A 19,441-nucleotide genomic window follows, 5' to 3' on the forward strand; every position below is an offset into this window, starting at 1 on the left:
CTCAGGAAATAGCGATGGCGCGTTCCGGGCAGGAGTGAGCTGCTTCGCGCACCTGCTCCTCCTGGTCGGGCGAGACATCCTCGCTGACCGGCGACGAATGGCCGTCGAACTCGCTCAACTCGAATGATTGGGGAGCGGTCATCGCGCACAGGGTATGGCCCTGGCAGCGCTCTGAATCGACTCGAACCTTCACAGCGGGAATTCCTTTCAGGCGTGGTAGTCGTACCACTTCAGATATCCGCCCGCGTCCACCCGCAACTGCGTGCCGGTGATGAAACGGGACTCGTCGGATGCCAGGAACAGCACCGCGTCGCTGATGTCCTCGGGCTCGACATAGGGGACCGGCATGGCTTGCATGGTGTGGAAGGCGGGTTCGGCGTCCGCGCGGGTCGGATGCTCGAGATCGGGACGGAACGAGCGGTACATCGGCTCGCTCTGCAACATCGGGGTGTTGCAGTTGGTCGGGTGAATGACGTTGGCGCGGATCTTCTTCGGCGCGATATGGGTGGCGAGTTCGTGCACGATCATCGACAGCGCGCGCTTGGCGACCATGTACGCGACGCCGCCCGGATCCTTGCCCGGCTGGTCCACCTTGCTGATATCCATCAGCGCGGCGAGGGAGCCGGTGGCGATGATCGAGGCGCCGGCTTCGAGATGGGGCAGCCCGGCGTGGATGGCGTTGAGCACGCCGGTCAGGTTGGTGTCGAGCACATCGGTCCAGGCCTGCCACTGCGGCTCGCCCTTCATCCCGGCGATACCGGCCTGAGCCACCACGATGTCGAGGCGGCCCAGCTCCTGCACCCCGTGCGCGACGGCGTCGCGCATCTGTGCGGCATCGCGCACATCGGCCTGGACGGTGACGATGCGCCGCCCCGACTTCTCGACCAGTCGAGCCGTTTCGTCCAGGTCCTCCGGACGCGACAGCGGGTATCCGATGGAGTCGATGTCCTGGCAGATATCGACGGCGATGATGTCGGCGCCCTCGGCGGCCAAACGCACCGCATGACTGCGGCCCTGGCCTCGTGCGGCTCCGGTGATAAAGGCGACCTTGCCCTCGACGCGTCCCACGGGAATTCCTTTCGATGTATGCGGTGCCCACCGGAAGGTGGTGAGCCCGTTTCGGTTTGGTACGGCTAGGTGTTGCGTCCGCCGTTGACGCCGAGGATCTGCCCGGTGATGTACCCGGCGCTCTCGGAGATCAGGAACGAGCACGCGGCGGCGATGTCCTCGGGTTGTCCGACTCGCCGCACGGGGGTGCGCTGGATGTGGTCGTCGATCGTGCCGCCGAGCAACTTGGCCGACTCGGCCTTGCGCAGCATCGGGGTGTCGATGAAGCCGGGCGGGATGGCGTTGACCGTGATGCCCACCGGACCGAGTTCGAGCGCCAACGACTTCGTCAGCCCGTTCACCGCGGACTTGGCCGAGACGTAGTGCGCCATGAACGGTTGACCCGAATGCGTGCTCGATGAGGAGATGTTGACGATGCGGCCCCATTTGGCCTCGAGCATGTCGGGCAGCACGGCTTGGATGCAGTGGTAGACGCCGTTGAGGTTGACGTCGACCACCCGCTGCCACTGCGCGAAGTCGATATCGACGAATCGGCCGGTGCCGTCGAGCCCCGCGGCGTTGACCAGGATCGTCACCGGACCGAGCGCGGTGCGGACCGCGTCGAGCGCGGCGCGCACCTGCTCGGGATCGGCGACATCGGCGGCATGGGCGAATTCGGTTTCGGTCGGCCGCAGATCGAGGGTGGCGACGTGATACCCGTCGGCCCTGAGTCGTTGCGCGATGGCGAGTCCGATGCCGGAGCCGCCGCCGGTGACCACTGCGGTTTTCACGCCCACGCCTCCTCGCCGGCCAGGGTGGTCCGGTGCAGCTCGCGTTCGGAGGACGCCTGGTAGGGCAACGCCCGGTGCAGGATTCCGGTGTTGTCCCAGATCACCAGGTCGCCGACGGACCAGTCATGGGTGTAGCCGAAGCGCTCCTGCGTCGACCAGTCGAGCAACTCGTCCAGCAGCGCCCGACCTTCCCCGGGATCCATGCCGACGATGTGATCGGCCGTGGCGCCGATCACCAGGGACTTGCGGCCGTCCGCGCGCTCCCAGACCAGGGCCGTCTCGTGGGAGGGCTGGGTACGCCAGTCGGCGACCTGTTCGGGTGTCGGGTCAGGGTGCACCAGTCGCTGCGACGCTTCGAAGCTGTGCACCACCCGTAGCCCCTCGTAGCGCTTGCGGTCCGCTTCGGGGAGGTTCTCGTAGGCGGCATAGGTGCTGGCGAACTGGGTGCCGCCGCCTTCCATGGCGACATGGCGAGCGGTGAGCACGGTGGCCTTGGCCGGCACCTCGTTGGTGGTGTCGTCGATGTGCCAGAAGAACGTGCCCTCCAGGTATTTGGCCGCCCGGTTCTTCGCGGGATCGAGGGTGATCGTGAAGATCTCCCGGCCGCCGGGGGCCAACACCGTGCCCAGCTCGCGGCAGAACGCGAGTTGCGCGTCGTCGTCGAGGTGCAGACCGCGCACGACCAGCACACCGCGCCATTTCAGTGCCTCGAGGCACCGGCTGACCACCGTCTCGTCGTGCAGATCGGCGACGCCCGTGACTTCCACCCCGATCGTGGGACGCAGCGCTGTAGTGTGGATCACAAGAATCTCCCTTCCAGTTGCGAGAACCGTACTCTCGCCGAGAGTTACTCCGCAAGGCCTGATATTCCCCTTCTTGGCGAGTGGCCTGCTGCTGATCGGGGTGTCGTCGCGGCATTCGGCTGATACGCGACACGGTCTATGGATATATTGTTCTCTTGAAGAGAGAATCACATTTCCAACGCTCAGCGAGGAGACGGGATGTCATCCCAGGACACGGACTCGGTCGGCGCGTCGGCGCCGACCACGGCAGTCACCAAGCGGCTTCTGATAGACGGAGAGCTGGTCGAGGCGGAACAGACGTTCGCCTCGCTCAATCCCGCGACCGGCGAGGTGTACGGCTACGCCCCCGAGGCCACGCTCGAACAGACCGAGGCGGCCATCGTGGCCGCCCGTCGAGCCTTCGACACCACCACCTGGTCGACCGATGCCGCGTTCAGGGCCCACTGCCTCGGCCAACTCCATGGGGCACTGCTCGACAACGTGGAGGACCTGCGCGAGCTGACCATCGCCGAGGTCGGCGCCACCCGGCGGCTCACCCACGGCAATCAGCTCGACTTCCCGATCGAGATCGCTCGCTACTACGCCGATCTCCTGCCCGCGTACGCGTTGACCGAGGAACTCGGCGAGCTCGAGATCCGCGGTGAGCGCCACCGGCGCTGGATCGAAAAGGAAGCCGCCGGAGTCGTTTCGGCGATCGTGGCCTACAACTACCCGCACCAGTTGGCCCTGGCCAAACTCATGCCCGCCCTGGCCGCCGGCTGCACGGTCGTACTCAAGGCCGCCCCCGACACCCCCTTGGCCACGCTCGCGCTCGGGGAACTGATCGCCGAGCACACCGACATTCCGCCCGGCGTGGTGAACGTGTTGTCGGCCGCCGATGTCGCGGTCGGCAAACTGATGACCACCCATCCTGACGTGGACCTGATCACCTTCACCGGCTCCACCCCGGTCGGGCGCCAGATCATGGCGGCGGCGAGTGAATCGCTCAAGCGGGTTTTCCTCGAGCTGGGCGGCAAATCCGCCATGGTCCTGCTCGATGACGCCGACTTCGCCACCACGGCCGTCTTCGCCGCGTTCACCATCTGCACGCACGCCGGACAGGGCTGCGCGCTCACCTCCCGGCTGCTGGTACCGCGGGCCCGCCACGACGAGATCGTCGAACTGGTCGCCACCAATCTCGGCTGGGTCAGCAGCGGCGACCCCAGTGACCCGAAAACGTATATGGGGCCATTGATCAGCGCCAAACAGCGCGACAAGGTGCACGGCCTGGTCGACCGGGCGGTCGCCGCCGGAGCCACGCTGGTCACCGGTGGTACGAAGGTCGACCCGGGCTTCTTCTACGCGCCGACTCTGCTCGCCGGCGTCGACCCCGACAGCGAGATCGCCCAGGAAGAGGTTTTCGGACCGGTGCTGGTTGTGATTCCCTACGACGATGACGACGATGCCGTGCGCATCGCCAACAATTCGATCTACGGCCTCTCCGGTGCGATCTTCAGCGCCGATGCCGACCGTGCGCTCGCGCTCGCCCGGCGGATCCGCAGCGGTACGTTCAGCATCAACGGTGGTAACTACTTCTCGCCGGACGCCCCGTTCGGCGGTTTCAAGCAGTCGGGAATCGGCAGAGAGAGCGGCGTCGCCGGGCTCGAGGAATTCCTGGAGAGCAAGACCTACGCCGCAGTAGTCGGGTTGAGCGAAGCGTCGGGCGGGGCCGAGTAGTGCGGCCGCTGGAGGGAATTCGCGTACTCGAGGTCGCGATGTACGGCTTCGTGCCGTCGGCGGGAGCGGTGCTGGCCGATTGGGGCGCCGATGTCATCAAGGTCGAACACGCGGTCACTGGCGATCCGCAACGCGGCCTTCGACAGATCGGGCGCTTCCGGGTCGACGGTGACCCCAATCCCAATGTCGAACATGCCAATCGGGGCAAACGCAGCATCGGCGTCGACATGTCGGTGCCAGAGGGGCGCGAGGTTATCCACGAGCTCGTCCGTGGTGCGGATGTGTTCCTCACCAGCTTTCTGCCCCAGGCGCGCACGAAATTCGGGATCGACGTGGACGACATCCGCGCCGTGAACCCGAAGATCGTCTACGCCCGCGGCAGTGCGCTCGGCCCACGCGGCGCGGAGTCGGACAAGGGCGGGTTCGACATGACCGCCTTCTGGTGCCGCGGTGCGGTCGCCGCCACCATCACCCCGCCGGGCACCGAGGGCATGATCTCGCCGCCGGGACCCGCCTTCGGCGACACCATCTCCGGGACGAACCTCGCGGGGGGTATCGCGGCCGCGCTGCTCAAGCGGGAACGCACGGGCGAGCCGTCGGTGGTCGATGTCTCGCTGCTCGGCAGCGGCCTGTGGGCGCTGGGCCACACCATCGCCCTCTCGGCGCATCTCGGGCAGCCGATGGTGGCACCGGTGCCGGGCGCCCATGGCGCGCCGACCAATCCGCTCTCGGGCCTGTACGCCACGGCGGACGGTCGCTACCTGTCGCTGGTGATGTTGCAGCCCACCAAATTCTGGGCTGATGTGTGCCGCCATATCGGTCGTCCGGAGCTGGCGGCTGACCCCCGGTTCGGCACCGCCGCGGATATCGCGGCCAATACGCAGGAAGCTGTGGTGATCCTGCGGGAGGCGTTCGCGAGCGCAACCCTCGCCGAGTGGACCCAGCGTCTGACCACCCTGTCCGGACCGTGGGCGCCGGTGCAGGACAGCCTGCAGGTCGGCGACGACCCGCAGATCCGGGCCAACGAATACCTGGTACGAGCCGGTGAGCTCGAATTGGTCTCCAACCCGGTGCAATTCGACGTCACCGCGCCCGAGTTGGCGCCCGGCCCCGAGTTCGCCGCGCAGACCGAGGAGATCCTCCTCGAACTCGGGCTGGACTGGGAACGGGTCATCGCCCTCAAGACAGCGGGCGCGATCACCTAGGGCAATCTCCGGCGGCGGCCGCTCGGTCGCCGCCGGAGCCCTCTAACGGCCGTGCTGGACCTGATCGAACGGCAGACCCCGGTCGGCGGCCGCCTCGCGGGGCATGCCGAGTACCCGCTCGCTGATGATGTTGCGAGCCATCTCGGTGCTGCCGCCGGCCAGACTCCATGCCTGCCGCATCAGGTAGTCCTGTCCGGCCCGGCCTGCTCCGGCGTCCTCGACGTCGGCACCGGTGGCGGCCGCGGCGCCCGCGATCCGCACCGCCATATCGGCTTGCAGCCACGAATTCTGGGCGCTGAACAGGCGGACCATCGATCCGGCCGCGGGCACGAGCGCCCCGGCCGCGATGCCGCGGGTCACGCGGGCGATCAGCTGATCGTGCACCATGTTCAGCGCCCGCGCCTCGCCGATGTCTTCCCTGACCCGAGGATCGTCCAACTGTCCGGTCCGTCTTGCCAATTCGATGAGCGCGGACACGTCGCGCCCACTGTGGGTCTGGACACCGCTGGCGTAGGGCGACGCGCCTCCGACCGCGCTGCGCTCGTGGCTCAGCAGCCGGTTCGCGGTCGCCCAGCCCGCGTCGACCTCGCCGAGCACCGCATCGGCGGGCAGCACGACATCGTCGAAGAATTCCTGGCAGAACTCCTGCGACCCGTCGACCTGGGTGATCCGCTGGACGGTGACACCCGGCGCGTGTACCGGAACCAGGAACATGGTGAGCCCGGCGTGTTTGGGCACCCCCCAGTCCGTGCGGGCCAGGCACAGACCGTAGTCGGCGGCGTAGGCCCCTGAGCTCCAGATCTTGGCGCCGTTGAGAACCCAGGTATCGCCCCTGCGTTCGGCGCGGGTGGTCAGTCCGGCCAGGTCCGAGCCACCACGCGGTTCGGACAGGAATTGCACGAGCAGTTCCTCACCACGCAGCACCGCCGAGAGATGGGTGCGCTTCTGTTCCTCGCTGCCGATGTCCAGAATCGTCGGCGCGCAGATGGTCAGGGTCGGGATGTTGAGTGCCAGGGGCATTTCGTAGGCGCGCGACTCCTCGCTGAACACCCGCTGATGCGCGGGCGTCAGGCCGAGCCCGCCGTACTCCTTCGGAAAGCAGATCCCCGCGAAGCCACCGTCGTACAGGACGCGTTGCAGCTGTTTGGCGCGTTGCCAGGAGGCCTCGGACTTACTGGTCTCTCCGTGCTGGTTCGGTGGTGCGGGCGTGAGGTTGTCCGACAACCACCGTCGGGCGCGAACGCGGAACTCGTCGACGGGCTCGAGATCGGCGGTGCTCTGTTCGGTCATGCGACCTTCCTGTCCAGGAGATCGGTGAGGCGACGCCGATGCTCCTCCGGCGTTCCGTACAACGCGCGTCCGAGGGTGACCCGCCGCAGGTAGAGATGGATATCGTGTTCCCAGGTCACCCCGATGCCGCCGTGGATTTGCACGCAATCCTGGAGCAGGCCGGGGGCGACAGCGCCGATATAGGACTTCGCGACGCTGACGGCCTCGGCGGTTCTGGTCGGGTCGCCGTGGAAGGAGTTGGCAGCGGCCCACGCGGTGGCACAGCACGCTTCGAGTGAGGTCTTGTGTTCTGCCGCACGATGTTTGAGCGCCTGATAGGACGCCAATTGCCGACCGAAGGTGTAGCGGTCCGACATCCACTGCAGGGTCAGTTCGAAGGCGTGCTCGGCCGCGCCGGTCGACTCCGCGGCGGTGAGCGCGGCGGCGACCTGCACCTGGGTATCCAGTGCCGCGGCGGTCTCGCCCGGATAGCGCTGGACCACCGCGTCTTCGCCGACCACGACGTCGACGAAGGAGACCTTCGCGGTGCGGCGTACGAGGTCGAGCGTCCAGGTCGGGATGACGGTGACACCGGGTGCGTCGGCGGCGATCAGGACCTGGACCGGTCCGTCGGGACCGCGGGCCGACACCAGGAACACGTCCGCCTGATCACCGCACTCCACCCGGTCCTTGACACCGGAGATCCGGAAGCCGGTGCCCTCCGGCACCGCAAGGGTGTCGACCGCCGCGGCTTCCAGTCCGTGCCCCGGCTCGTAATGTGCCCAGGCGGCGATGGTTTCACCACTGCACACCGTGGCGAGCAGGTCCACGAAGCGGTTCTGCTCCCTGACCAGGGAGGTCAGCACCGCACTCGTGGTGACGAGCGGGCCCGGTGCGCAGGCCCGCCCGAACTCCATCGCGACCAGTGCGAGGTCGGCCATCGGCACCGCCGAAACCGATCCGCCGCCGAGCCGCTCCGGGACCAGCGGTGCGGTCCAACCCAGTTCGGCACCTTGCCGCCACCACTCGCGGTCGAACCCGACGCCGGACGCGGCGAGGCCGCGCACGACGTCGAGGGGAACGGATTTCGCGAGGAATTCGCGGGTGGTCGAGCGAAACAACCGCTGGTCACCGGAGAGCTCGAAGTCCATCAGAGTGATTCCCAGACAGTCACTTTCATGGCCGCCGGGTCGATGGCCGGGCTGAGCTGGATGCGCCCGTCAGCGGAGCGGGCCTGGATTTCCTTCAGCACCGGACCGGCGTCGCCGTCGATATCGTAGTCGGCCAGATAGGCGAATTCCGGGGGCTGCCCGCCTACCGGTTGGGCGCGAAATCGGTTGCAGGACTTGACCCCGGGTATCGCCAGCATGTCGGGGATGTGGACCTCGGTGTACCAGGTGTTGTATTCCTCGTCCATGCCCGCGCGCGGACTGGAGAAAACGATCAGGTGCATGACAGCGTCCTTCGGTTGTTCGGTTGTTCGGGTGATCAGCTGATGTGCTGGGCGGCATAGCGTTCGGCCCATTCCGCGCGAGGCCGGATGGTCAGGTCGACATCGCGGGCCTTGTTCCGCAGTGCCGCGACCGTCGCCTCCTCGCGGGAAATGTGGGTGAAGGGATCCCAGTTGAGGAATCGGCAGGCGTTCTGCCAGGTGATCTGATGGATGTCGCTGTCATCGGCGCCGGCGCTGGTGAGTTCTTCCAGGACGAATTCCGGGGCATCGGGAAACAGTGAGTCCGAATGCGGGTAGTCGCACTCCCACGCGATGATGTCGATGCCGATCTCGTGGCGCATCTTGAGCGAATTGCGGTCGGTGACATAGCAGGCCATGACGTGCTCGCGGAACACATCGCTCGGCATCCGGCCGCCGAAGTCGCGGCGCAGCCATTTCTGATTGGTGTAGTGGCGGTCGGAGCGGTCGAGGTAGAACGGAATCCACCCGATCCCACCTTCGGACAGCGCGACCTTGAGACCGGGATAGGTACGCAGCGCCGGACCCCACAGCAGATCCTGGATCGCGATCTGGGACACCGTCGGCGCGAGGCACATGAGGTTGTCGATCGGCGCGTTCGGCGCCAAACGCAGCGCCCCGAAACCCTGTCCGATGTGCAGGTTCATCACCAGCCCGGTATCGGCGAGCGCGGCCCAGACCGGGCCCCAGTACTCGCCGTCGTGATAGGAGGGCAGTCCGTCGATGTGGGGGAGTTCGGGCATGGTGACGCCACGGAATCCTTTGGCGGCCACCCGGTTGATCTCGGCGACGGCCAGCGCCGGTTCCCACAGCGGGAGAATGGCATTCGGAATGAACCGGCCGGGGTAGGTGGCGCACCATTCATCGATGTGCCAGTCGTTGTAGGCGGAGATCACCGCGATGGTGATCTCGTCCTTGAACTGGCTCAGGTGTCCGGCGCTGAAGCCGGCGAAGGTCGGAAAGCACATCGAGGACAGGATGCCGTTGGCATTCATGTCCGCCACCCGGCTGTGGATGTCGTAGACCCCCGGACGCATCTCGGCGTAGCGGGCCGGATTCTTGTCCCACTCTTCCTTCGGCCACCCCACCACCGCGTTCAAGCCGGTGACACCCACCGGCTTACCTCGATAGACCCACTGATCGACGCCCTGGTCGTTGGTGATCAGTTTCGGGATGTACTCGGCGTGCTTCTTGGGCGTGTGCCGGGCGAACATATCGGCAGGCTCGACCACATGGTCATCGATGCTGACCAGGATCATGTCGGTGAAGTTCATGGAGGGTTCCTCGGAGTCAGGCGAATACGGTTAACGCAGTTGGTCTTTCATGACCTTGCCGGTGGCGTTGAGCGGTAACTCGTCGAGGAACCGCACGGATCGGGGTGCCTTGAATCCGGCCATCCGATCGCGGGCCCACGACACCAGTTCCGCCTCCGACACCGGGCTTTTCGCGACGACGAAGGCACGGCCGACCTGTCCGAGCCGCTCGTCGGGCACGCCGACCACAGCGACCTGGGCCACGGCGGGGTGCTCGAGCAGGAAGGCCTCGACCTCGGCGGGATAGGCATTGAAGCCGCCGACGATGAACATGTCCTTCTTGCGCCCGTTGATCCGCAAGCGGCCGTCCAGGTCGAGACTGCCGAGGTCGCCGGTGTGCAGCCAGCCGTCGGCATCGATGGTCGCCGTGGTCGCGTCCGGATCGTCGAAATAGCCCTGCATGACGGAGTATCCGCGGACGAGCACTTCGCCGTCCTCGGCGATGCGCACCTCCACACCGTCACACGGGGTTCCCACGGTGGTCGCGACCTGCTCGAAGCTGTCGCCGGGACGGGATGCCGTCGCGGTTCCGGCTTCGGTGAGCCCGTAGCCGGTCATGATCGACTGGAACGGCAGTTCGGTCTTGACCCGCCGGATCAGTTCGACCGGAATATCGGCGGCCCCGGTGACCGCGGTCCGCAAGGACGACAGATCGTGGGTATCGGGAGCGTCGAGCAGGGCGTGATACAGGGTGGGTGGCCCGGGGAGCATCGTCACCCGTTCACGTTCGACGAGTTCGAGCACCCGATCGATCTCGAACACCGGCACCGGCAGGATGGTGGCGCCGCGGATCAGCGAGCTGATCACCCCCGCCTTGTAGCCGAAGGTGTGGAAGAACGGGTTGACGATCAGATAGCGGTCACCCTCGCGCAGGTCGGCCAGATCGCACCATTCCGAGTACAGCCGCAGGGTCTGCCGATGATTCATCATCACGCCCTTGGGGCGACCCGTGGTGCCCGAGGTGTAGATGATGTCGGCGATGTCGGTGCCGTTCATCGTCCGTTCGAAAGGCTTACCGCTGGCAAGGAAGTCCGATTTCAGATCGATCACCGGGACGCCCTGCGGGCCCGTGTAGTCCGTCCCGAGGAAGCCCTGCTGCACCAACAGCAGCTCGGCGCCGCTGCGCCGCACGACGTCGGCGGCTTCCTCGGCCTTGAATCGGGTGTTGATCGGTACCAGCACGCCCCCCGCGGTGACCAGCCCGAACGCGGCGATGATCCACTCGGCCGAGTTGGGCGCCCAGATCGCCGCCCGATCGCCCTTCTCGATGCCCGCGGCCGCGAACGCGCCCGCGGCCCTGCGCACTCGGTTCGCGAGGTCGGTGAAGCTCAACCGCAGTGGTCCGTCGACGATCGCTTCGGCATCCCCGAAGCGATCGCCGGCGCTCAGGACCATCTGCGGGATGGTCTCCCATGTCATACCTTCAGCAGCCTCGCGAGGTTGCCACCCATGATCTTGGCCTGGTGTTCCAGGCTCAGATCCTTGATCTCATGGATGTAGCGCGCAGGCTCGGCCAAGCCCTCCGGATGCGGGTAGTCGGAGCCGAACAGGACGTTGTCCACTCCGATGAGGTCGGCGATCCCGCCGAGATCCTCTTCCCAGAACGGGCTGACGAAGATACTGCGTTTGAGCGCCTCGACCGGGTCCTGATGGCCGAAGCCCTCCGGCGCCTTCTTGGCGACATCGGCCAGATTCTCCAGCAGCGGCGCCAGCCACGACGCGCCGTTCTCGATGACCGCCACCTTGAGTTCGGGGAAGCGGAACAGCGCGCCGTGGCACACCCATGACGCCACCGCGTCCTGGATCGGGCGCCATTCGGTGGTCATCCGGAAGGTGTTCGTCTGGAACGGCAGCATCTCCAGGCTGGAGCCCTCCCACTCGGCGTTGTGGCGCGAATAGCCGCTGTCGGAGGAGTGCATGGTGACGAGAATGTCGTGCTCGACCACCCGCTTCCAGAACGGGTCGAACTCCGGCAGCGCGAACGAGCGCATCCCGCGCAGACCGGGGACCGGGGCCGGGCGCACCAGAATGGCCTTGGCGCCGTGCTCGACGCACCAGTCGAGCTCCTCGATCGCCTTCTCGACGATGGGCAGGCTCACCACCGGGACGGTGAAGATGCGGTCCTTGTAGACGAAATTGCCGTCCTCGCCCCAGGTTTCGAGCAACCACCGGTTCAGCGAGTGAATCACCGCGTGGATCAGATCGGGGTGGTGACGCATCCGCTCTTCGACGAGGCTGGCCAGCGTGGGAAACATCAGCGAGCGATTCAACTGCAGCTCGTTCATGAGCTCCAGGCGCGCGCCCGGCTCACGGAAGGCCGGGATGGAGCGCATCGACTTGCCGAAGATCTCTCGCTTGCTCTTGCCCTCCGGATTGCCGTTCTTGAAGTAATCCTCCATCGCGCCGGGACGGGCGACAACCTCGAACGTGGGGTTGGGAATGTACTCGCTGATCTGGCCGAGGACCGCAATCTTGGTGCGCCCGTTGATCTCGACGTACTTGATGGTCCCCTCGTACTCCGCGGGGAGGAACTTGGTCAGCGCCTCCTTGGTTTCGTAGAGGTGGTTGTCCGCGTCGAACAACTGATACGGCAGATCCAGCTGCGTCATGAGAGCCTCCTTGTTGGGTTATGAGAATCATATTCTCACAAGATGCGCATGGCAATATTCGATAGCTACATTTGCGCCCATACCGTCTTGGTCTGCAGGTAGGCCTCGAGCCCCGCCTTGCCTGCTTCGTAGCCCCAGCCCGACTGCTTGTAGCCGCCGAAGGGCATGGAGTGGTCGAACACCATCTGGCAGTTCAACGAGACGGTGCCGGCTTGCAGCTGTTTGGCCAGTCGATGGCCACGGCCGAGGTCCTTGGTCCAGACGGTGGCGGCCAGGCCGTAGGTGCTGTCGTTGGCCATCGCGACGACCTCCTCTTCGGTGTCGAAAGGCAGGATCGTGACGATCGGGCCGAAGATCTCCTCGCGGTAGAGGCGGCTGGTGGCGGGGTCGACACCGGTGGCCACGGTGGGGTGCACGAAGTACCCGGTTCGATCGAGACGCTGACCGCCGGCCACGAACTCGACGCCCTCGGATTTGCCCTGATCGACATAACCCAATACCCGAGTGAGCTGCTTGGCGCTGATCAGCGGGCCTGCCATGGTGCCCTCTTCCTTGGGCCCACCCATCTTCATGTTGTCGGCCAGGTTCGCGATGCCCGCCACGACCTTTTCGTAGGAGCCGCGCTGCACGAAGACGCGCGAACCGCACACACACGCCTGGCCCGAATGTACGAAGGCGCCGAATCCGGCCATCATGATCGCCATATCGAGATCGGCGTCGTCGAAGATCAGCACCGGTGATTTGCCGCCGAGTTCGAGGGTGATCTTGTTGAGGTTGCTCGCCGCCGAGGCTTGCACGATCGCCCGGCCGACTTCGGTGGAGCCGGTGAAGGCGACCTTGTCCACGTCCGGGTGCGCGGTGATCGCCGCGCCGGTGGTGTGTCCGTGGCCGTTGACCAGATTGACCACGCCCTCCGGTACGCCGGCCTGGGCCAGGAGCCGGTCGAGTACCAGCGCCGAAAGAGGAGTCTCCTCGGCGGGTTTCACCACGCTGCTGCACCCGGCCGCGAGGGAGGGAGCGACCTTGGCGCAGTAGTTGAAGACCGGCCCGTTCCACGGGAAGATCAGCCCCACGACATCGTAGGGCTCCTTGAGGGTGTAGCCGTGCTGTCGCGATTCCACGCCGGTGAGCCCGCCGGCGTTCACGTCGTGAGCGATGCCGTCGATCTTGGTGCACCAACCGGCGTAGTAGCGGAACCATTCCGAACCGATGCCAACGGTGAGCGCGGCCTGGTTCTGTGGGATTCCGGCGTTGGCCGATTCGAGGTCGGCCAGCAACTCGGTGTTCTCGTCGATCAGATCCGCGACGCGCCAGAGGATCTTGGCCTTCTCGCTGCCCGCCAGGTTCTTCCAGATGCCGGATTTCGACGCCGCTTTCGCCCGTGCGACGGCGTCGTCGACGGCTTCGGCGCCGCCGTCGGTGAATTCGGTGAGCTGTTCCTCGGTGACGGGATCGACGACGGGGATCGCGTCTCCGGTGCCCGGTCGGTTGCGGATTTCGTCCAGCACATTCTGCACGGTCATGGTGTAGCTCCTCGCGTGTCAGCGGTGTTCTCGAGCGCAACGGATTCGGTACGCGCAATCCACCGTCGTCGTTAGGTTAAGCGCATAACCATCGGGGTGTCCAGACCCCGAACGGCCTCTGGTGAGGAACCGGGAAGCTAGGTTGAAGCCCGCACGATCAGGTGGGCGACATCGGTCGGCTGGGGAGCGGGCGGTGCCGGATATCCCAGTTCGGTGAGGACAGCGGCGATCGCGGCGTCGGCGACCGCGGCGGGGTTGTACTCCACCGTGGTCAGCGGCGGATCACACAGCGCCCCCATGGGATTGGCGTCGATGCCGATCACGGCGAGGTCGTGCGGGCAGCGCAAACCCGCCTCCCGGAGACCGTGCAACACCAGACCCGCGATCTCGTCGCTCTGCGCGCAGACCGCGCTCACCCCGTCGCGCACCCAGCCGGTGACCACCTCGGCCGCATTGCTCGCGGTGACCTCGTCCACCGTGATCGGCGGCAGGTCGTGCGCGCGCGCGGCGTCGACGATTCCCTGGAGCCAATAGTCGCCGAGGGCACGCCATTTGGCGACGTCGGTGCGCCCGAACGCGATCCTGCGGTGCCCCCGCGAGACCAGGTGATCGACGCGCAACGCCCCGACGGTGAGCAAAGGGTCGCCGAGCGCGGGCAGCAGCCCGATCTCGATCAGGGGCACCTTCGCGGCCTGCACCTTGGCGCGTGCGTCACTGCTCAACGGGAACAGGCTCACTACCGCGATCGGATCGAGATTGTCGATCGCGTCGATGACTCGCTCGTGGTCCTCGGTCTCGAAGATCTGCACCTGGAGCAAACCGTGCTGTGCCAGTGCGGTGGCCATCAGGCTGCCCGCCTGAATCGGCATGTCGCCCACCGCGACCCGTGGCAGCACGGAGAGCACCACCCCGCTCCCGCCACGCGCGAGGTTGCGCGCGGCGACATTGGGGCGATAGCCGAGTTGTCCTGCGGCACGGTAGACCGCTTCTCTGGTGCGTGCGGAGATCCGTTTGCCCGCGGAGTTGTTCAGGACGTAGCTGACGGTCGCGGTCGACACGTTCGCCAGCCGGGCGACGTCGGCGTGGGTGGGCCGCGCGCTTTTCCCGACGTTCGTCGCGTCACGATCGGGAGCGGGAGCGGCCATGGACTCATGATGGCACCGTCACCGCGGACCCGGCGTGTAGGGGCCGCCGTACGGAGTGGGAACGGTCTGCGGTCCCACCGGGGCAGGCTCGGCGGTCTGCAGGGGGTCGGCGGGCGGTGCGCCGGGAACGGGGTCGTTCGGCGGGCGCGGAGCGTTGCGCGCGCCGCGCGGCATGAGGGTGGGATCCGGGTCGGTGCAGTCCGCGTTGACGTAGGGCTGCGCGTAGTCGGGCACGGAGCCGGGCCGCCGCGGCACGTTGTAGTCGCAGGCGTAGCGGGGGTAGATGCTGGCCAGTGCCCAGACTCCGCCGTCGTGGAACGCCGAGGCCACCGCGTCGAGAGCCGATCCGGCGCGTTGGCGGGGAAAGAAGAACTCGTCGAGTGCGGGGATCCGGGAGTAGGCGACCTGCGAGACAGTGACGAGGTTGCCCAGCAACTGCACCATCGTCGGAGAGTTCTGCGCGAGGATGGTGTCGAGCTCGGTCAGCATCGGCGGTGTCTGCGCGAGCAGCTGTTCGTAGCCGCCGGTCATCGACGCCGTGCCGCCGAGTACGCCCGCGAGATTCGCCGATGTCGACCGCAGCGCGGTGCGCCCGTCGTGCAGGGTCGCGACCACGACTCGGCTGTTGCGCAGCAGGTTCACGGTGTTCGGCAGCACGGTGTCGAGCGTGGAGATGAGGAACGTGCCACCGTCGATGATCGCCGCCAGTTTGTCGGGGCCCGCCGGACCGACGCCCAGTTCCCGCGAGATGGTCGCGAGCCGGTCAGGATCGATCTGGGCGAGGGTGCCGCTGAGGCTTTGCAGCATGTCCGACATCGGTACCGGGGTGGAGGTGCGGTCGGCGGTGACCAGCGCGCCGTCGCTCAGATAAGGACCCTCGTTGCTCGCGGGCAGGAAATCGAGATACTGCTCGCCGGCCGCCGACAGCGCCGCGGCGCGCACCTGCCCCGACACCGAGATCCGGACATCTTCGTCGATGGCGGCGACGGCGACCACCTTCTCGTCCACCACCTGAACCGAATCGACGCGCCCGACGCGCACACCACGCACGGTGACTTCCTGGCCGGGCAGCAACCCGCCCGACTGAGCGAGTTCGACTCGCACGCGATACGGGTGATCGAGTGGATCGACGCCGAAGGTGGACAGCACCAGGTGCGAACAGGCGCCGGTGAGAACGACGAGTAGTCCGAGTAGCGAGACCACGGACCGATGCCGATGCGCGGCGCGGACGACCTCGACGAGTGCGCGGGCGGGTGGTTCGATCATGCTCCGCGGGGTCATCGTGGTACTCCTGTCAGCCGACCGCCCAGCCGATCGATCATGTGTTGGAGCGAACCGACGAACGCGGTCCAGTCGGTGATATCGGGAGCCCTGCCGCCAGGCCCGCCCGGATTCGCGGGATCGGGAATCGCCAGCTGGGTGACGTCGACCGCCACGTGCCCGTTGGGGCCACTGATCATCTTGAGCACGATCTTGATCATGTCGTTCACCGTGTCGAGGTCGGCCTCGGGATTGAGGGCCGCGGCGTTGAGTCCGGCGGCCAATTGGTTGATGTTGGCGGCCATGCTCGTGGTGTTGGTGCCGGCGACACTGGGGAACCGGGCCAGCTGGGTGGCGATCGTGTGCACGCGATCCACCAGCGTGATCACCGAGTCGGTGTTCTCGGCGAGGACTTCGATGGCTGGTCCGGCCGCGGCGACGGTGTCGGCGAGCGTGGTCTGCTGGGCGGCCACGGTCCCGCTGAGGTCGGCCGCGGCGTGCAGCACGCCGTTGATCTGGTCGGTGCGGTCGGCGAGGCTGCCCAGCAGTGCTCGGGTCTCGTCGAGCAGCGCGGCGAGCCGGTCGCCGCGGCCCCCGACGTGGTCGCTGAGCGCGGCGACGACCGTGGTGAGGTATTGGATCGTGCCGCCGTTGACGAGAAGCGATGCGCGAGTGAGCATTTCCTCGATCGTCGAGGCCGCCGAGGTCGACTCCAGCGCGATCGCGCCGCCGTCGCCGAGCATGGCGGCGCCGGGCTCGACGATCGGCGGCGGCTTCACCGCCACGAAGACATCGCCCATCGGTGTGGCAGATCGCAACTGGGCCGACGTGCCGACGGGCAGCCGTACCGACGAGGTGATGCGTAGCGTCACCTCAGCCGTGTAGTCGCGGGCGGACATCGACTCGACCTGGCCGATGTCGGCGCCGTTGAGCGTGACCTTCGCCTTGACAGGAAGGTTGAGGGCGTTCGAGAAGGTGGCGGTGAGTGTGTAGGTGTCCCCACCGAGCCCCGGTGCGGGCAGCGGCAATTGGTCGAGCCCCACGGCACATCCGGTGGCCGACAAGGTGAGTGCGGCGGCGATCCCGAGCCTGAGCACTGTCCGGTTCCGAGGTGTCATCGACCGCTCCTTCCCGCGATTCCCGCCAGGATGGCGGTGATACCGAAATCCGGTCCCATGTCGCGCATGGTGCCGGTGGCGCAGCCGTGGTTCTGCAGTTGCAGCAGATTGCAGACCTCCTTGACCATTTGGCCGTCGAGCAGCAGCCGGTTGACGTCCACACCGGCGCGTAGCGCGCGGACATTCGGGTCGACGGAGTTGTAGGCGTTGTCGACGACCATCGGGAACACGTCGAGGAACTGGGCGAGGTTGTAGTCGTAGGCCGCCAGGGAACCGGTCACGGTGTTCGCGTTGGTGACGAGGCCGGAGATAGTGCCCTGGTGGCGCCGGAGCAGCTCGGTGACCTGGCCGATGATCCGGTTCAGCGCCGCGCCGGTCGAGCCGGTTCCCAGCTGTTGATCGGCCAGGAAATCGCTGAGTTGCGCTACGGCACCGCCGAATTCGCGCAGCGTCTGATCATTGCGCGCCGCCGCCGCGGTCAGCTCGTCGAGGTTGGTGACGACGGTGGTGATCGCATCGCGCGTGGCGGTCCCGTTGTCCGCACCCAGTCGCAGCGCACGGGAGAGCTCACCGAGCGCGGCCCGCATGTCGTCGCCGTTGCCTCGGGTCGCGGCGGACCCCAGGCCGATCAGGTCGGCGACCGGGCCGGCACCGTTGCCGTCACCACCCAGTGAGGTGGACAACTTCTGCGCCATCGACAGCAGGGCATCGAACTCGACCGGCGACTTCGTCCGCGCCGGATCGAGCACCGCGCCCGAGGGCAAGGTCGGCCCACCGCGATAGACCGGGGTGAGTTCGATGTGGCGGTCGGTGAGCAACGAGTCCGAGATCGTCACCGCCTGCACATCGGCGGGCAGCTGGATCGAGCTGTCGATTCGCATCTCGACTTCGACCTCGGTGCCGTGGGCCTCGATCCGAACGATGCGCCCGACGCGCATTCCGAGCACTGAGACCGGGTTGCCCTCGTACAGGCCGTTGGCATTGGCGAATTCGGCGGTGATGGTGGTGGTTCCCGTGTCGGACCCGACCGAGCAGCTGGTCAGGCAGGCGGCGGTTACCACGATCGCGGCCAGTTTCAGGCTGGACAGCAGTGTGTTCATCGGCAGTCCTGGAGATAGGGGGCCCGGCCGGAATCGACGGCGACGGCACTCAACGCGCACATCCACGAGTCGACGAAAGCGCCGTCGGGGGCGTTGGCGTTCAGTTCCGCGCCGGTGCCGGTGGCATTGGCGAACATGCGCCAGGGGACCGGAAGGATCTGCAAGATACTGCGTAGCAGGTCGTCGTGGCCCGCCATCATCGCGGTCATGTCGCGCAGGTCGGTCAGCAGTTGTTCGATTTCGGCGTTCTCACCGACCACGATCGGTTCGAGCCGCTGGACCAGCGTGGTGGTCGCGGCGAGCAGTCGACGCAGCGCGTCCTGGCGGGCGAGGATCTGCCGCAGCACGGCGCCGCCCTGCCCCACCACCGAGCCGAGTTCGGCTTGCTGGGTACGGATCACGGTGCTGACCTGGTCGGTACTGGTGAGCAGGGTGCCGATCTGGTCGCGTCGGGTCGCGATGACATTCGACAGTGACCGGATGTCGCGCAGGATGCCAGGGACCAGCGACGGCAGGCCGTCGAGCCCCTGCGACAGCGATGTCATCGACGCGGCGATCTGGTCGGCGTCGAGTTCGTCGAAAGTGGTGGTCGCGTCCTGCAGGGCGGTCTCGAGGTCATAGGGAACGGTGGTCTGGGACAACGGAATCCGATCGTCGCGCAGTTCGCCGTTGCCGGACGAGCGCAACTCGACATAGCGCGAGCCGAGCAGCGTGGTCAGTTTGATCGCGGCCGCGGCATCGGCGCCGAGGGCGACCTCGTCGTCGACCGACAAGCTCACCTCGACATGGTCGCCGGCGAGCCGGGTGCTGGTCACCGTGCCGACGGGAATGCCCGCCCACGTCACAGGGTCACCGGCGGCGATCCCCGCGGCCTGCGCGAAATCGGCCCGCACAGTGCGTGTGCCGAGGTGTAGCGAGTTGACCACGACCAGCACGAGCAACACCAGCACGACGGAGAGCACGGCGATGAGGCCGGTCCGAAGCGACCTGTCGGTGGCGATCGCGCCGGAACCGGCGGCGCCCGGGCGTGGCAACAGAGAGGAGAGGGCGCGCAGTGGATTCTTCATGGTC

The 19,441-nt window shown here is 66.8% G+C and carries 18 protein-coding genes; 2 read left to right on the forward strand and 16 right to left on the reverse strand.

All coding sequences use genetic code 11. The features are described from left to right. Position 1 precedes the first annotated feature (1 nt). The 4 genes from NS1_RS01130 to NS1_RS01145 form a co-directional block, all read right to left on the reverse strand. A complete protein-coding gene (locus NS1_RS01130) occupies positions 2-193 on the reverse strand; it encodes a ferredoxin (protein ID WP_056809101.1) in 192 nt (63 codons plus the stop codon). A gap of 14 nt (positions 194-207) precedes the next feature. After that, entirely contained in the window at positions 208-1,068 is an 861-nt protein-coding gene (locus NS1_RS01135; protein WP_056809098.1) for a mycofactocin-coupled SDR family oxidoreductase, read from the reverse strand. A gap of 65 nt (positions 1,069-1,133) precedes the next feature. Next, positions 1,134-1,838 (reverse strand): SDR family NAD(P)-dependent oxidoreductase, encoded by a 705-nt coding sequence (locus NS1_RS01140; RefSeq protein ID WP_062981423.1) that lies wholly within the window; start codon positions 1,836-1,838, stop codon positions 1,134-1,136. Beyond that, positions 1,835-2,641 carry a TauD/TfdA dioxygenase family protein gene (locus tag NS1_RS01145; protein WP_062980692.1) on the reverse strand — a complete coding sequence of 269 codons (807 nt, stop codon included), beginning with the start codon at positions 2,639-2,641 and terminating at the stop codon, positions 1,835-1,837. The genes NS1_RS01140 and NS1_RS01145 overlap by 4 nt, the downstream gene beginning before the upstream one ends. 198 nt (positions 2,642-2,839) lie before the next feature. Here NS1_RS01145 and NS1_RS01150 point away from each other — a divergent pair, with 198 nt between their 5' ends. Both NS1_RS01150 and NS1_RS01155 read left to right on the forward strand, forming a co-directional pair. Beyond that, a complete protein-coding gene (locus tag NS1_RS01150; protein WP_062980694.1) occupies positions 2,840-4,357 on the forward strand; it encodes an aldehyde dehydrogenase family protein in 1,518 nt (505 codons plus the stop codon). Continuing rightward, positions 4,357-5,562 (forward strand): CaiB/BaiF CoA transferase family protein, encoded by a 1,206-nt coding sequence (locus NS1_RS01155; RefSeq protein ID WP_062980696.1) that lies wholly within the window; start codon positions 4,357-4,359, stop codon positions 5,560-5,562. The genes NS1_RS01150 and NS1_RS01155 overlap by 1 nt, the downstream gene beginning before the upstream one ends. A 42-nt stretch (positions 5,563-5,604) precedes the next feature. On the opposite strand, the gene NS1_RS01160 is transcribed toward NS1_RS01155, so the two are convergent. The 12 genes from NS1_RS01160 to NS1_RS01215 all read right to left on the reverse strand — a co-directional run bounded on the left by NS1_RS01160 (position 5,605) and on the right by NS1_RS01215 (position 19,437). Then, positions 5,605-6,852 (reverse strand): acyl-CoA dehydrogenase family protein, encoded by a 1,248-nt coding sequence (locus NS1_RS01160; RefSeq protein ID WP_062980697.1) that lies wholly within the window; start codon positions 6,850-6,852, stop codon positions 5,605-5,607. Further along, positions 6,849-7,982, reverse strand: a complete 1,134-nt coding sequence (locus NS1_RS01165) for an acyl-CoA dehydrogenase family protein (protein WP_062980698.1) — start codon at positions 7,980-7,982, stop codon at positions 6,849-6,851. Before NS1_RS01165 ends, NS1_RS01160 begins: the two co-directional genes overlap by 4 nt. After that, a complete protein-coding gene (locus tag NS1_RS01170) occupies positions 7,982-8,284 on the reverse strand; it encodes a DUF4286 family protein (protein ID WP_062980699.1) in 303 nt (100 codons plus the stop codon). The genes NS1_RS01165 and NS1_RS01170 overlap by 1 nt, the downstream gene beginning before the upstream one ends. 35 nt (positions 8,285-8,319) lie before the next feature. After that, positions 8,320-9,576, reverse strand: a complete 1,257-nt coding sequence (locus NS1_RS01175; protein ID WP_062980700.1) for an amidohydrolase family protein — start codon at positions 9,574-9,576, stop codon at positions 8,320-8,322. Between the two features lie 30 nt (positions 9,577-9,606). Next, on the reverse strand, positions 9,607-11,034 hold the full coding sequence (locus NS1_RS01180; protein ID WP_062980701.1) for a FadD3 family acyl-CoA ligase: 1,428 nt from the start codon (positions 11,032-11,034) through the stop codon (positions 9,607-9,609). Then, positions 11,031-12,224, reverse strand: coding sequence for an amidohydrolase family protein (locus NS1_RS01185; RefSeq protein ID WP_056809080.1), 1,194 nt, complete (start codon positions 12,222-12,224; stop codon positions 11,031-11,033). Before NS1_RS01185 ends, NS1_RS01180 begins: the two co-directional genes overlap by 4 nt. Positions 12,225-12,289: 65 nt before the next feature. After that, entirely contained in the window at positions 12,290-13,747 is a 1,458-nt protein-coding gene (locus NS1_RS01190) for an aldehyde dehydrogenase family protein (RefSeq protein ID WP_056809078.1), read from the reverse strand. A 137-nt stretch (positions 13,748-13,884) separates the two neighbouring features. Next, on the reverse strand, positions 13,885-14,892 hold the full coding sequence (locus NS1_RS01195; protein ID WP_062980704.1) for a LacI family DNA-binding transcriptional regulator: 1,008 nt from the start codon (positions 14,890-14,892) through the stop codon (positions 13,885-13,887). 18 nt (positions 14,893-14,910) lie between these two features. Continuing rightward, the gene (locus NS1_RS01200; protein ID WP_062980705.1) at positions 14,911-16,173 is read right to left on the reverse strand and encodes an MlaD family protein; all 1,263 of its coding nucleotides are present in this window, start codon (positions 16,171-16,173) and stop codon (positions 14,911-14,913) included. Continuing rightward, on the reverse strand, positions 16,170-17,270 hold the full coding sequence (locus NS1_RS01205; RefSeq protein WP_063816040.1) for an MlaD family protein: 1,101 nt from the start codon (positions 17,268-17,270) through the stop codon (positions 16,170-16,172). The genes NS1_RS01200 and NS1_RS01205 overlap by 4 nt, the downstream gene beginning before the upstream one ends. Beyond that, positions 17,267-18,370: an MCE family protein gene (locus NS1_RS01210; RefSeq protein WP_157125051.1), complete on the reverse strand. Its 1,104-nt coding sequence runs from the start codon at positions 18,368-18,370 to the stop codon at positions 17,267-17,269. Before NS1_RS01210 ends, NS1_RS01205 begins: the two co-directional genes overlap by 4 nt. After that, positions 18,367-19,437: an MCE family protein gene (locus NS1_RS01215; protein WP_084503328.1), complete on the reverse strand. Its 1,071-nt coding sequence runs from the start codon at positions 19,435-19,437 to the stop codon at positions 18,367-18,369. Before NS1_RS01215 ends, NS1_RS01210 begins: the two co-directional genes overlap by 4 nt. Positions 19,438-19,441: the final 4 nt, after the last annotated feature.

Source organism: Nocardia salmonicida NBRC 13393 (assembly GCF_001613085.1).
Taxonomy (GTDB): domain Bacteria; phylum Actinomycetota; class Actinomycetes; order Mycobacteriales; family Mycobacteriaceae; genus Nocardia; species Nocardia salmonicida.